Genomic DNA, 13826 nt, shown 5'->3' with positions numbered 1-13826 from the left:
CGTTGACAGCTGGACACCTTATCGGCAACCGCAGCGCAAAAAGGCACTTGAGGGCCAGGAGAGCTGGCTCAAGGAGCGTCTGCGGCAGCACCGCGGCAATGCTGACGTGATCCGCCAGGAGTTGGCAGCCGAGAAAGGCATCGTTGTCTGCCTGCGCACAGTTGAGCGGGCGGTACAGCGCTATCGCCAGGAGCTTGCGGCGGAAGCGCGCGCGACGGTGCGGTTCGAGACAGCGCCTGGCAAGCAACTGCAAATCGATTTTGGTGAACGGCTGGTTGAGATCGGCGGCGCCAAGGTTCGCGTCTACCTGTTCGTCGCCACGTTGGGCTACTCGCGCCGGCATCATGTCAGAGCCTTCCGCAACGAACGGCAAGAGAACTGGTTCGACGGCCTGGAAAGCGCGTTCATGAAGTTCGGCGGCGTGCCCGAAGAAGTGCTGTTCGACAATGCCCGTGCCTTGGTCGTAGAGCATGACGCCATCACGCGCACAGTGGTCTTCAACGACAAGCTGAGCGCATTTGCCAAGCACTGGGGCTTCCGGCCCCGTGCCTGCGCGCCATACCGAGCCCGGACCAAGGGCAAGACCGAGAACGGCGTTGGTTACGTAAAACGAAACGCGATCGCGGGCCGCGCCTTCCCGAGCTGGGACGCCCTTGAGGCGCATCTTGAGGCTTGGACGCGGGAGGTCGCCGACCTGCGCCAGCATGGCACGACCGGCGAGCCTCCGATCGAGCGGTTCAGGCGGGCGGAAGCGCAGGCACTCAAGCCCATCGTTGGGAGGCCGCCCTTCCAGGCTGCACGTGAAGTGATCCGCCGTGTGCAGGCCGACTGTGCCGTCGAGATCGATGGCAACGCCTACTCGGTGCCCTGGCGGCTAATCGGCGAGATGGTGCGAGTGATGATCGCCGACGGGCTGGTGCGCATCCACCATGGGATCCATGAGGTGGCCGTCCATCCGATTTGTGCCGGTCGTCGCCGCCGCGTCGTCGACCCCGAGCATTTTGCGGGCCTGACTGGCTTTAGATCGAACCGAGCTGCCGCGCTCGCAGGATCGTCCGTTGCGCCGCACTCGCCGGCGCTGCTGCGGCCGCTCGGCGAGTATGAGGCAATCGTCGGAGGGGGCTTCTGATGCGCGCCGCTGTCCCCGATCGCCTGAGCGATATGCTGACCCGCCTGAAGCTGACCGCCGTCCGCGACCAGTTGGATGGGCTATTGGACGAGGCCGGCCGACAAGAGCTGAGCCTGCGCGAGACCCTGGTGCTACTGTGCGAGCGCGAGATCGCCCGCAAGGACGAGCGGCGCATCGAGATGACCCTCAAACTCGCTCGCTTCCCGTTCGTTCGCGATCTCTCCGGCTTCGACTTCTCGGCCCAGCCGTCCCTAGACCCCAAGCAGGTACGTGAGCTTGCCGGTGCGCGCTGGATTGCCAATGGCGAGAACGTGCTGCTGCTTGGGCCGCCTGGCGTTGGCAAGACGCACCTGGCGGTCGCGCTGGGGCGTGAAGCGATCCTGGCTGGGCATTCCGTGCAGTTCGTCGCAGCCACGACGGTCGTTGCGCGACTCGCCAAAGGACACAGCGAAGGCAGGCTTGACGAGCGGCTCGCGCAATTTGCCAAGCCAAAGCTCCTGATCATCGACGAACTCGGCTATCTGCCCTTTGAGCCCAATGCCGCACATCTCTTCTTCCAGCTCGTCAGCCGCCGTTACGAGAGAGGCGCGATCCTGCTCACCAGCAACCGCAGCGTCGGCGAGTGGGGCTCAGTCTTCGGCGACCCTGTGGTCGCCACCGCGATCCTTGATCGCCTGTTACACCACAGTCACGTGATCACAATCCGCGGCGACAGCTACCGCTTGAAAGAAAAGCGTCGTAGCGGGCTTTTGCAGAAGGCCGCCGCGCCAGAAGCTAAATCGGAGAAAAAGCCGTGAAGCAAGCCGCTCGCTCGCTACGGCGCTATGGGGGCGCGCTCCGCGAGCGGCTTGCCACATCCACCAAAACAACAAGGGGGTCACTTCTTCACGTCGCTACGGGGTTAAATCCGGACGTCGCTTGACAGAAGGGGATCGCGCTTAAGCGCGTGAGCGACGCTTTGAGGCTGCCAATTCCAAGGCAGCAGTTCGTCGATGCGATTGGCAGAGTGATCCGGTAGGCGCGCCAGCACGTCGGCGATCGGGGCGGCTTATGGCGAGAAGAGCCAGGAGCGGCAGCCGGCTGGCGGAGTCGATAGCTCGATCCCTCGATTTGGATAACAACGGCGTGGTCAAGCAGGCGATCAAGCAATGCTGTAGCGACGACGAAGACCTCGCCCCATTCAGCAAAGCCGCGGTTCGAAGTGAGTATCGCCGCCTTCCTCGACGAGGCCGAGACCGACGTGCTCGCTTACATGAGCTTCCCGGCCGCGCATCGCGCCAAGCTGCACTCGACCAATCCGCTCGAACGGGTCAATGGCGAAATCAAACGCCACACCGAAGTGGTCGGCATCTTCCCCAATGAAGACGCCATCGTCCGCCTCGTCGGTGCGATCCTGCTCGAGCAGAACGACGAGTGGGCGGTTCAGCGCGGCCGCTACATGACATTGGAGACGATCGCCCCGTTGGGTGATGATCCCGCCGTCAGCTTCCCGGCTATCGCCAGCTGACCGATCCGGCCCATACCGGCGAACGTGGTGACCCGCACTCAGCTACACCACGCCACGGGACACGATCCATCTCTCAACTTACCGCTTCGTTCGCCTGTTTCATGACGGTGGATGACGAAAACTGAAACTTCACCTCAGCTTCTCACGATAATACTCGAAGCATTCGTCCCAGGCTTTCGATTCCTCCCACCCGCCGACATACTCGACCGCGGAATCTGAGTTGTACCTTCGCATAGGTTCGCTAAAGTCCGATTGGCGATCGAGAATGACTTGAAGGTCTCTTCCCGCACGCTTCGAAAACTCCTTCGCGTATTTTTGCGCGAACTCACCCTGCTTACATACGTAACCGCTGGGATTCAGTTTCGTGAGAATTCGACCTTGCGAAGGAAGTGACTCGACAAATTTGCGATAACAACGAGAAAGCAGCGAGACGTGCGCATTGTCGCGCAAATACTCCGGAACCTTTACGTGCGGAGTCTGGGCACTCGCCCATGTTTTGACGAGATAGTGCGTAAAGCGTTCTTCTTCGTAAGGACCGAAAGGATTGGCAATCACGAATTTGCCTAGCTTCAACTTTCTTTGCTCACAAAAATACCGAAAGATCTCGTAAGTCATGGTCTTCGAAAGTCCGTAAGGATTGAAAGCTCCGGGATCTCCCAAACCTTCATTGGCTTCGAAGACAGAGCCGGTCAGAACAACGCCCTGACCACCGCCTCTTTGGAAAACATCCAATACACGGCTTAGATTGTTGGTGTTGCTTGCGGTTGCCGCCATGTGATCGAAATCGAGACTACGATAATCCTTCATTTCCGCTGCATGATGGCACATGAGCTCAAACTTGCCGGATTCTAAAATTTCCAAAAAGCTCTTCGAACCAAATGAGACATGCGGCTCCATCGAAGTCACTTTTTTGAGTGCCTTAAAGCGCTCCGCACGAACGCCTTCGTAGGATTCGCTCCGCACGGTCGCCACGACTTGGTGACCCGCCCCAGCAAGTTCTCGCGCGAACCATAAACCAGTAAATGATGTGGCACCGGTCAAAAGAATTTTCACAACGATTCCTCATCCCGCAGCCCGGGGAGTAACGTCGGGCCATTTCGCATCTTTCTCAGACATGTGTGCCGGTGGAAACGGCCACTTACGCGCCATTTCGGGGGAACCACCACATTGTGACCGAAGGCGGCGAGACTGCGGCCAAACCACTTCCTCCAATAAGAAGACTCTTCACCTTAGACCCCGAAGCAGCTCGACCCCGTGAAAATCGGGATTGAACTCGGGCCAGTTACGATCCTTTTCGGAGACTTCCAGAGGGACGCGAGGCCAGCTCACGTCGAAGCGTTGGTCATTGAAACGTACCCCGCGCTCTGCTTCGGGAGTGTAGAAGGCGTTGACGAGGTAGAACGCTTCCGTGTCGTCGGTCAACGTAAGGAACCCATGCGCAAAGCCGCGCGGAACATACATCATTAACCGGTTCTCGGCTGATAATTCCGCCCCAAACCACTGAGTATAGGTCGGGGAATCCGGGCGCAGGTCAATTATAACGTCATACAGCGCGCCACGGATGCAACGCACAACTTTGATTTCGGCCGCCGGCGGCAATTGGTAGTGCATACCGCGCAACGTGCCGGCCTTAGCAGTAAGAGAGTTGTTGATTTGGACGACGGGAGTGGGGATCCCGGCTGTTTCGAATTCCCGTTGGCAGTATAAGCGCCCGAAAAAGCCCCTATCATCGCCTCGCTTTTCCAGTTCGATTGTATATGCGCCATGAAGCGGCGTCTGATGAAATTTCATCGGCAAGTCCTTGGATCACGGCCAATGCAGGTCGCTCGAACGTTGGCCCGTGTCGCGAAGACGGCGAAGGAGCGTTGGGCCGGCGTAGTCGCGGCACCGGTGATGAGGATCCGCTTCGAACGTCCGTTTACCATTTTTTCCAGGGAGCTTTGTTGCTCAACCAGAGGTCTTCCAAATATCGCTTGTCGCGCAACGTATCCATTGGATGCCAGAACCCATCGTGAAAGAAAACGCTCATCTGGCCATCCTTTGCCAAATTAATCATGGGTTCTCTTTCCCAGATCGTTGCATCTCCCTCGACGTAATTTCCGATCTTGGGCGATAGAACAAAAAAACCGCCATTGATCCAACCGCCGTCGCCGCGCGGCTTTTCCTGAAAGCCGGTTACTCGGGTCCCAACGTAGTTGATTGCACCAAAGCGTCCGGGAGGCTGGGTCGCCGTCACGGTTGCAAGTCGTCCTTCGCGACGATGGAATGCGATACTCTCGGTGATGTTGATGTCCGACACACCATCGCCATAGGTGACGCAAAACGCCTCGTCTTGTCCGAGATAGGGCAGAATTCTCTTGATGCGGCCCCCGATCATCGTCTCCTCACCGGTGTCGATCAAGGTGACTTTCCAGGGCTCGGAGTGGTTTTCCAGAACTTCCATCTTGTGTTCCCGCATGTCGAAGGTAACGTTCGACTGATGCAGGAAGTAGTTGGAGAAATATTCCTTGATCACATACCCCTTATAACCAAGACAAATAATGAAATCATTGATGCCGTGGCTGCTGTAGATCTTCATGATGTGCCACAGGATCGGCTTGCCGCCGATCTCGATCATGGGCTTGGGTCGGATGTCAGTCTCTTCCGCAAAACGCGTTCCCAGACCGCCAGCCAATAGTACTGCCTTCATCGGTCGCCCTTGAGACACTGATTGTGTTCACGAAAATCGCCGCCTGTTGCGCCGCAGCGATAATCTCACCAGCATTTAAATACGATAATTAAATAAGATCAAGATTAATTCCGCGCGCGAGATATTTAATTTCTCTTTCGCGACAAGCGGGCATGAGTTTCGCGCCGCTAACACCACTCACCACCGTGACGAAGAGCCAAAAGAGGGTCCGTTTTCCGCACATGTAGCTTTCGCGAGGAAACAGTCCTCCGCTCATCCCCATCGCCCGAACCATTTCGCCAACCGACCGGGGTCGGAGACGTCGGGCACATAGGCTTCCTGCACCCGCATTCTCGGCCATGCGGCGGGGCGCCAGGAAGCCTGGAAATGAATTATTGCGCAGTTTGCGGACTCGACGGTGCGATCATCTCCGCGCAATAGATCGGCATCTGGGGCCCAATCCACGAGCGCACGAAGGTTCAACATCTCGTCAATAGTCGGCGGTTCCTCGAATCAGGTTGGTCTCGTAACCGGAACCTTACCGGCCAATCGTCGATGACCGACCACCGCAGGGCGTGCGCCCACGACGGTACTTGAGGGCGCGTGTGCGGACGGCTTTGCCTTACCGAACTACACCATCGCTGCGGACGCGACCAAAGGCTTATAGCGTTCGTCGCATGTTCACAGTCACGATGTCCGTGCGGGAAGGCAATTTTTCGTTCGGCCCCCACAACGGTGAAACGGCCATAAATCTCTTCAGCTCGCCTGCCCCGCCGAACTGGGGTTCGAGGGCCCGCCCCCACGTCGCGCCGGACAAAGCTCGCCGACGCGCGACACGCGCTCGACCTATGAGCGCACGCTTTTTCGTACCCTCCGCCCCCCTGCTGCTGGCCGATCTGCAGGATCAGCGCTCCTTGAACGCCCGCCCCGCCTGATCCTGCAGCGGCTTGAGCAGGTATGAAAGCGCGGTCCGACCTGCCGTCTTGATGAAGACCTCGACCGGCATGCCGGGCACGAGCTTGGCCGAGCCGAGCTTCGCCAGTTCGTCCGGCTTCAGCAGGACGCGGCCCGTATAGTAGCTCGTGCCCGCACGCTGATCCTGCGTGATGTCTGCCGAGACCATGCTGACCTCGCCGTCGATTTCGGGCGTGGTCTTCTGGTTGAACGCCGCGAAGCGCATCGTCGCGGTCTGCCCCACATAGACCTGGTCGATATCCTTCGGCGCGATCTTGACCTCGACCGCAAGCGAGTCCGCGTCGGGCACGATCAACATGATTTGCTCGCCGGGCGAGATAACACCCCCGACGGTGTGGACGCTGAGCTCGTGGACGCGGCCGGATTGTGGCGCCCTGATATCGACGCGATTCAACTGGTCGACCGCTGCAGTCTTGCGCTCGCCCAGCTCGGAGAGTTTCGAGCGCGTCTCGATCAGGTCCTTGCCGACCTCCGTGCGCAGATCCTGGTCGATCTGGATGATCTGGAGCCCGATTTCGGAGATCTTGCCCTTCGACTGAGCAATCATTCCTGCGAGCTGGCTCCGCTCCCCTTCGATGCGGGCGGAGTCGCGCTCGAGGGAATTGAGCCGCGTGATCGGCACCAGATTTTTCTGCCAGAGGCTGCGCACGCCCTCCAGCTCCTGGCGGATGAATTCGACTTCCTTCTGCTTGGCTTCGGTCTGCCCCAGATATCCCTTGATCTCGTTTTCCAGCTGCGCGCTTTTCTCCTGGAGCTGCGCTTTTTGGCCGCTCCTTGCCTGACGGCGAAGGTCGAACAGCTTCCGCTCCGCAGTGATCGCACGGCTCGCCTCGGAGTTGCTCTCCTTGGCCCGGTCGAGCAGCGCCTTGGGAAACACGACCTGCTCGGCACCATCGCGCTCGGCCTCGAGACGAGCCTGCCGTGCCAGCAGCTCATCGATGCTGTTGGTGACGATCGTCGCATTCGCGAGCGTCTGCGTCTGGTCGAGGCGGATCAAGACGTCGCCTGCATTGACGCGATCGCCCTGGCGCACACGCAACTCGCCCACGATTCCGCCAGTGGCGTGCTGGACCTTCTTGACGCTCGAATCCACGACGACCACGCCCTGAGCGATCACCGCGCCCGACAATTGGCTCGTTGTCGCCCAACCGCCGATCCCAAAAGTCACCAGACCGAACATGATCATGCCCACGATCATGTAACGCTGGATGGATTGCATCGCCGGCGCCACCTGGCTGTTCATCGGCTGCCTCCTTGAGCTTCCGCGACCACCTTGAGCGGCACGGGATTTCGCAACACCTTCTTGAGCACCTCCTCTCGCTTGCCGAAGGACTGAACCCTGCCGTCCCCGAGGCACAAGACGTGATCGACGGCTTCGAGCGCCTTCGGACGATGGGCGACGATGACGACGATCCCGCCGCGGCGACGCACGTTCAGGATCGCCTCTGTCAGCGCCTCCTCGCCCTCGGCATCGAGATTGGAGGAGGGCTCATCGAGCACGACCAAGAACGGTTTGCCGTAGAAGGCACGTGCGAGCCCGATGCGCTGCCGCTGCCCCGCCGACAGTGCCAATCCTCCCTCGCCAATTTTCGTGCTGTAGCCATCCGGAAGCGAGAGAATGAGATCGTGCGCGCCCGCGGCATGCGCGGCCTCCAGAACGGCGGCGGCCGTCGCCTGCGGATCGAACCGCGCGATGTTCATCGCAATGCTGCCGTCGAACAATTCGACATCCTGAGGCAGGTAGCCGATATGCTTGCCGAGGGCGTCGGAAGACCAATGCTCGAGCGCGGCATTGTCCAGCCGTATCCGGCCTCGAATGCACGGCCATACTCCCACCAGCGCTCGTGCCAGCGTCGATTTTCCGGATCCGCTCGGCCCAATGATTCCGACCGCCTGGCCGCTCCGGAGTTGGAACGAGACTTCGTTGATGGTGGGCCTCTCCGAGTTTGGAGCGCCAATATAGACATGCTCGACCGTGAGCGTTTCAACAGGAGGAGGCAACGCCAGCCGCTCCTCCTCGCCGGGCAGCAGCTTCAGCAAAGCATCAAGCCGTTGTCCCGATTGCCGCGCAGCGACGAACCCTTTCCAGTTCGCAATCGCCATTTCGACGGGCGCCAAGGCCCGCGCGGTGAGGATCGATCCGGCAATGATGATGCCGGCCGTGGATTCCTGATTGATCACGAGGACTGCGCCAACGGCAAGAACCAGCGATTGCAGGATCGCTCGGAAGATCTTGGAGGCGCCCCCGAGCCCGTTTGCGACATCGCTGGCCCGCTCGTGCGCCGCCAGATACTTCGCGTTGACATCCCGCCACCGCAACGCCGCCTGCTGCCGCATGCCCATGGCCTGCAGCACCTCGGCATTTCGTCGGCCCTCGATCGCGAGGGCCGTTCGCGAGACTGCGAGGCGCGAGGACGCCTTGGCCGGTCCCCGCGTCCGGGTTTCCGTCAGGATCGTAATGCCGACAAGCACCAGCGCGCCGGCCAGCGCGGTGACGCCGATCCAAAAGTGAAAGAGAAAGCAAACGCCGAGATAGATCGGCATCCAGGGCAGATCGAAGAGCGCAGTCGGCCCGCCGCTCGACAGGAAGCTGCGGACCTGATCGAGATCCCGCACCGGCTGCAAGCCGTCGCCATCGGCCCTCGTCTTCAAAGGCAGACGAACAAGCGCGTCGAATATGCGAATGCCGAGCCTTTCATCGAAATACCGGCCGACCCGCGCGCTGATCCTGCTCCTGACGAGGTCGAGCCCACCCTGGAACAGGTAAAGAACCGTAGCCAGAACCATCAGGGCGACCAAAGTCGGTATGCTGCGTCCGGGCAGCACGCGATCATAGACTTGCAGCATGAAGAACGAGCCGGTGAGCATGAGGAGATTGCTCATCCCGCTGAAGGTCGCGAGCGCCCAGAATATCCTGCGGCACGACTGCAGGAATGCCGAAATCTCCGACTGCGGCTCCTCATAATTCTTCGCCGGCCGGAAGCGGTCGACGAATATCCGTTGCCGAAGGACTTCAACCAGGCGCCTTGCCCAGCCGACGAGTCGCGACGTCGACCGCTCGGCATCGTCCGTCAGCCGGCGCCCGGCCGACCAAAGTCCCGACAAATGCATAATTGGGATTCGATAAAGATTCGCGGGCGGGGAGATCATCCCCCGCCGTCCAGCGTCAGTCATGTGCCTGCCCTTTAGTCATGCCTTTGTCGGGGGATCCCCCAAGAGATCCCCCGAGGCCGTTGTTGAGTACCAGCTAGTGTGGCCGAGTCGTCCTCTACGCGAAGTGGAAGTCGTGGCTGTTCAGCTTGTCGAGCTGGGTGTTCTTCAGCGTGAGGGTGTCGCTCCCCGCCGCGATAACGACGTCGTGGCCTGACTGGGCCGCGTGGGAGAGAACGCTCGCAAAACTGTCGAACACGCTCTTGCTGAACTCGATCGTGTCGTGAGCAGGTCCGCTGACAGCGAAGTCCTTGATGACGTCCTGGCCGAAGTTCGACGCAAACTGGAACGTATCCGCTCCCGCTTTGCCGACCATGACATCATTGCCGCTGGTGCCGGTCAGCGTGTCGCTGTGGCCCGAGCCGATGACCGCCTGGCCAGAGCTGGTCCCGACCACGTGGCCCGTGGTGTCGACCTGCTCCGCGGTAAAGGCGTGGCTCTTGCCCGACAGATCGGACGTCTGGAAGCTCCACTTGCCGTCGGCTCCCGTGGTGGCCGAACCGACCGAGATCGTGCCGTCAAACAGCTTGATCTCGCTGTTGGGATCGGCCGTGCCCTTGATGGTTGCGGTGTGATCCCAGTGCTGACGCACATTGGTCACTTCGACGGTCGAGGCGTCCTTGCCGCCGCTGTGCGAGCCGATCGGCGGATCGATCGGCTGCGACAAGGCGCTGGTGTTGCCGGCGGCGTCGGTGGCCGTCGCAGTGAAGGTGTGTGACCCGTGCTTGAGATTCGGGGTCGTCACGCTGAAGCTGCCATCGGTTGCAGCCGTCGTGGTGCCAAGCAGGCTCGTGCCCTCATAGAGCTTGACCAGGCTGCCGGCTTCCGCCGTACCGGATACCGTTGCGCGATTATGCGTCGTCGGATCGCTCAACAGAATCGGAGCATCGGGAGCCGCGGCATCCACCGTGACATCCAGTGCTGCCGATGCCTTGCTGGTGACGCCGGAGGCCGTGTCGGTCGCAGTGAAGCTGTGCTTGCCGTCAGCCAGCGCGGCAGTCGTGTAGTGCCACGCGCCGTTTGCGTCCGCCGTGACCGAACCGAGCTGGGTGGTGCCGTCGAACACTTTGACCGTGCTGTTGGCAACCGCAGTCCCGTCCAGGGTCAACGTCTTGTCGCTGGTGATGTGATCACCGGCGACACCGCTGTCCGTCGAGAAAGAGGCGATCTGCGGTGCGGCCGGCGCAGTGGTGCCCGTGCCCGATGTGCCGGAGCCGGACGTGCCTGAACCGGACGTGCCCGAGCCGGACGTGCCCGAACCGGACGTGCCCGAACCGGACGTGCCCGAGCCCGACGTGCCCGAACCGGACGTACCCGAACCGGACGTACCCGAACCGGATGAGCCGGACGATCCAATGACAGGATCAAAAGGCGCTGACGCGGCGCTTACGTTGCCCGCAACGTCAGTCGCCGTGGCCGTGAGGGCGTGTGTGCCGGCCGCCAGACCAGCCGTCGTCACCGTCCAGGCCCCGCTAGCGTTCGACGTAGCGGTACCGACTTGAGTCGTGCCGTCGAACACCTTGATCGTGCTGTTGGCTTCGGCGGTCCCGGACGCCACAACCTGATTGGCGCTGTTGACGGTATCACTGACGATCGTCGGCGCAGCCGGCGCTTTGGTATCGACGGTCACCGTCAGTGCAGCCGATGCGGTGCTAGTCTGGCCGGACGCGTTGGTCGCGGTGGCTGTGAGCGTGTGCTTCGCATCGGTCAGGATCGAAGTGATGTAGTCCCAGCTGCCGGTCGAAGTCGCGGTCGCCGTACCGATCTGTGTCGAGCCGTCGTAGATCTTGACGGTGCTACCGGCAGCAGCAGTGCCCTTGAGGTCGAGCGTATTGTCGTTCGTGATGCCATCTCCAGCCACCCCGCTGTCGGTCGAGAACGAGGCGATCACGGGAGCAGCAGGCGCAGTCGTTGGCGGGGTCGTAGTTCCACTGCTGCTGGTATTCCCGGCAGTGTTCAACGTCGCCGCCAGCGTTGCGCCGTCATTGACGTTGCCGGTGTAAGTCGGCGACGTCTGATTGAAGTCGGTGATTCCGAAGCCCCCAGACCCCATGTGATTGTTGGTGAACGAAACACCCGTAATGGCGCCCCCGCCAAACTGACCGTCGTCATAGACCGTATAACCGCCCCCGACGAGAAGATTATTATTGACCGAAACGTTGGATACCGGTCCATAATAATTGTCGACCATGATCGCGGAGGTCTGGTTGTGCCCATTGATGATCGTATTGTGCTCGATCGTAATGTTGGAGAGGCCACCGTCGATCTGGATGCCATCATAGTGAGGCGATCCGGACGCGAGGAGGTCGTGAATATAATTGCCCTGGATCAGGGTCGGCGCGGTGCCGGCCTTGTCAACCGAGATTCCATTTTCGACGTTGTAGATGTTGTTGTTCAGGAAATTTCCGCTGCCTGCAATGCCACTCGAACCGTCGTTACCGGTCCCCACTCCGTTGATCGTACAATTCTGAACCGTAACGCCAGTTGCGTCTTGCGCGATTTTAACTTGAACGTAATTGGCTGCTGTTACTTGGCAGTTTACCAAAGTTACGTTCGACGCGTTGATGTACACGGTCCCCTGGATATCCAGACCACTAACAACCGTACCTGGCGTGTTGATGACGAGATCGCCATTATGAGGCGTGAGAGTTACGCCTGAAGACACCCCCGTGCTCGTTGCGTCAGGCCAGATAGTAGTCGTGCTCGTAGTTGCCAAAGTCGCTTCTCCTCTCGGCAATGCGCCAATTCCGTTCAATGCTGTCCCCAGAGCGGAATCAGCATCCAATGGACAGTGATTTCGAAAAACCTGCTCGCGGCGGCTTTTTTTTGGCGACACGAGGACTCGTCCAAGGTCATTTTCTTGCAAAACAAGCTTGCGTTGAGATCGGCGTGAAATTCTTAGGCGGGCACTCCCATTAACTACGAGATCAGCTTATTTAATTTGGCGCGGCCTTCTAAGGGCTATCCTACCCAAACCAACTTCATGAATCTCAAAGCTTCTCCGACTGCAAATAATACAGCCCGATTATTGATCGTTCTTTTTACAGATGGACGATAAGCAGCCTGTAGATTCAGTCCGGTTTCTGCGCAATTTGCCAATCGAGGCGCAGAGGCCGCGCCAATGACACAATCATCTAGTCGACGTCGTTCGAAATTCTAAGGCAACTGGATACGAACTCGAGACCTTTGAAAATGACCGCAATGCCATCTCCTGCCGCCGGCGAACCGGCGCCCTGGTTTCCGGCAACGACAGTAAGCGAGCCGTCCGAAACGGTCGCGTTCGATGAACTGGCCGGCCGCTATATCGTCTTATTCTTCCTCGCCTCAGCCGCTCGGCCCGACGTCGCTGAGATACTCGCTGCGCTAAAGCGCCGCGAAGACCTGTTCGACGGTCAGCGTGCCCTTCTCGTAGGTATTACCAACGATCCAGATGATTTCGAAAAACAGCGCCTGCAGAACGATGCCGGACAATTGTTTCTCCACGATTCGACCGGCCTTGCGGCGACACGTTATGGTTTGGCGGATCCGGCATGCGTAACATCCGACACAATCAGCCCCGTAGCCTTCATATTGAGTCCGGCCTTGCAGATCATCGACATCGTCCACTTGACGGAAACTACGCGATTTCTTGACAGCGTAACATCTTTGGTGGCCGACCTTCTGGCCCAGCCACCAGTTGCGCAGAATGCGCCTGTACTGATCGTCCCCCGGATCTTCGACCGCGATTTCTGTGAGCGACTGATCCAGCTTTACGAAGCAGCGGGAGGACGCGAAATCGGCTCGATTGAGAATAGAGAAACGATTATTGAACGCTTTGATCCACAATTCCGGAAACGACTCGACTACTACGTCTCTGACGAGAGTGCGTTGCGGCGAGCCAAAGAACTGTTACAGCGCCGTTTGTTGCCGATGGTCTACCGCGCCTTCCAATTCCCCACCACGCGTATCGAGCGCTACCTCGTAGGCTGCTATGACGCGGCGACTGGCGGCTATTTTCGCGCGCATCGCGACAACACCGCACCCGTCGTCGCCCACCGCCGCTTCGCCGTGACGATAACTCTGAACGAGGACTACGAGGGTGGTTGTCTTAGCTTTCCCGAGTATGGCCCTCAGGTCTACAAGGCCAAGCCCGGAGATGCGATCGTGTTTTCCTGCTCGCTGCTGCACGAGGTGACCCCAGTGACTGGGGGGAGCCGGTACGCCTTTCTCTCCTTCCTGTACGACGAGCAGTCTCAGAAGCTGCGCGATGCTTACAGCAAGAAACAGGCCGACTCTCAAGCCCGCCTCTAACGCGGGATGAGTGACGTCTAGTCGACTTCGGATTCCCAGATCAGTTG

At 59.7% G+C, this 13826-nt stretch carries 8 protein-coding genes and 4 pseudogenes; 4 read left to right on the top strand and 8 right to left on the bottom strand.

What is annotated here, in order from left to right; translation table 11 throughout:
- Nucleotides 1–16: 16 nt before the first annotated feature.
- Nucleotides 17–1129: pseudogene (istA, locus tag BRAD3257_RS12805) on the top strand (IS21 family transposase); the annotation flags it as partial.
- Nucleotides 1129–1926 (top strand): IS21-like element helper ATPase IstB, encoded by a 798-nt coding sequence (gene istB, locus BRAD3257_RS12800; protein ID WP_122402135.1) that lies wholly within the window; start codon nt 1129–1131, stop codon nt 1924–1926. The pseudogene istA and the gene istB, both read left to right, overlap by 1 nt.
- Before the next feature lie 104 nt (nt 1927–2030).
- Here istB and BRAD3257_RS40955 read toward each other — a convergent pair.
- Nucleotides 2031–2168 (bottom strand): annotated as a pseudogene (locus BRAD3257_RS40955) (transposase domain-containing protein); the annotation flags it as partial.
- A 35-nt stretch (nt 2169–2203) separates the two neighbouring features.
- Nucleotides 2204–2350 (bottom strand): annotated as a pseudogene (locus BRAD3257_RS40950) (ATP-binding protein); the annotation flags it as partial.
- Between BRAD3257_RS40950 and BRAD3257_RS12790 the strand changes: the two are divergent.
- Nucleotides 2340–2636 (top strand): annotated as a pseudogene (locus BRAD3257_RS12790) (transposase); the annotation flags it as partial. The pseudogenes BRAD3257_RS40950 and BRAD3257_RS12790 overlap by 11 nt on opposite strands.
- A gap of 129 nt (nt 2637–2765) precedes the next feature.
- On the opposite strand, the gene BRAD3257_RS12785 reads toward BRAD3257_RS12790, so the two are convergent.
- The 6 genes from BRAD3257_RS12785 to BRAD3257_RS12760 all read right to left on the bottom strand — a co-directional run bounded on the left by BRAD3257_RS12785 (nt 2766) and on the right by BRAD3257_RS12760 (nt 12154).
- On the bottom strand, nt 2766–3689 hold the full coding sequence (locus BRAD3257_RS12785) for an NAD-dependent epimerase/dehydratase family protein (protein ID WP_160118805.1): 924 nt from the start codon (nt 3687–3689) through the stop codon (nt 2766–2768).
- Between the two features lie 171 nt (nt 3690–3860).
- The gene (gene rfbC, locus BRAD3257_RS12780) at nt 3861–4427 is read right to left on the bottom strand and encodes a dTDP-4-dehydrorhamnose 3,5-epimerase (RefSeq protein ID WP_122402133.1); all 567 of its coding nucleotides are present in this window, start codon (nt 4425–4427) and stop codon (nt 3861–3863) included.
- Nucleotides 4428–4554: 127 nt separating this feature from the next.
- Complete coding sequence (rfbF, locus tag BRAD3257_RS12775; protein ID WP_122402132.1) at nt 4555–5325, bottom strand: glucose-1-phosphate cytidylyltransferase; 771 nt, start codon at nt 5323–5325, stop codon at nt 4555–4557.
- Between the two features lie 883 nt (nt 5326–6208).
- Entirely contained in the window at nt 6209–7522 is a 1314-nt protein-coding gene (locus tag BRAD3257_RS12770; protein ID WP_122402131.1) for an HlyD family type I secretion periplasmic adaptor subunit, read from the bottom strand.
- Nucleotides 7519–9162, bottom strand: coding sequence for a type I secretion system permease/ATPase (locus tag BRAD3257_RS12765; protein WP_376707311.1), 1644 nt, complete (start codon nt 9160–9162; stop codon nt 7519–7521). The genes BRAD3257_RS12770 and BRAD3257_RS12765 overlap by 4 nt, the downstream gene beginning before the upstream one ends.
- Before the next feature lie 385 nt (nt 9163–9547).
- Nucleotides 9548–12154, bottom strand: a complete 2607-nt coding sequence (locus BRAD3257_RS12760; protein ID WP_145987004.1) for an Ig-like domain-containing protein — start codon at nt 12152–12154, stop codon at nt 9548–9550.
- Nucleotides 12155–12681: 527 nt separating this feature from the next.
- Between BRAD3257_RS12760 and BRAD3257_RS12755 the strand changes: the two genes are divergently transcribed.
- Nucleotides 12682–13779 (top strand): 2OG-Fe(II) oxygenase, encoded by a 1098-nt coding sequence (locus BRAD3257_RS12755; RefSeq protein WP_145987003.1) that lies wholly within the window; start codon nt 12682–12684, stop codon nt 13777–13779.
- The last annotated feature ends 47 nt before the right edge of the window (nt 13780–13826 follow it).

The organism is Bradyrhizobium vignae (assembly GCF_900324035.1).
GTDB classification, from domain to species: Bacteria; Pseudomonadota; Alphaproteobacteria; order Rhizobiales; family Xanthobacteraceae; genus Bradyrhizobium; species Bradyrhizobium vignae.
The sequence above is the reverse complement of the archived record's forward strand: the minus strand, read 5'-3'. Positions and strand labels throughout refer to the sequence as shown.

Excerpts from the sequence above, each read along its gene's own strand:
- istB (WP_122402135.1), top strand. The coding sequence starts at position 1,129 with ATGCGCGCCGCTGTCCCCGATCGCCTGAGCGATATGCTGACCCGCCTG.
- BRAD3257_RS12755 (WP_145987003.1), top strand. The coding sequence starts at position 12,682 with ATGACCGCAATGCCATCTCCTGCCGCCGGCGAACCGGCGCCCTGGTTT.
- BRAD3257_RS12770 (WP_122402131.1), bottom strand. The coding sequence starts at position 7,522 with ATGAACAGCCAGGTGGCGCCGGCGATGCAATCCATCCAGCGTTACATG.
- rfbF (WP_122402132.1), bottom strand. The coding sequence starts at position 5,325 with ATGAAGGCAGTACTATTGGCTGGCGGTCTGGGAACGCGTTTTGCGGAA.
- rfbC (WP_122402133.1), bottom strand. The coding sequence starts at position 4,427 with ATGAAATTTCATCAGACGCCGCTTCATGGCGCATATACAATCGAACTG.
- BRAD3257_RS12765 (WP_376707311.1), bottom strand. The coding sequence starts at position 9,162 with ATGAGCAATCTCCTCATGCTCACCGGCTCGTTCTTCATGCTGCAAGTC.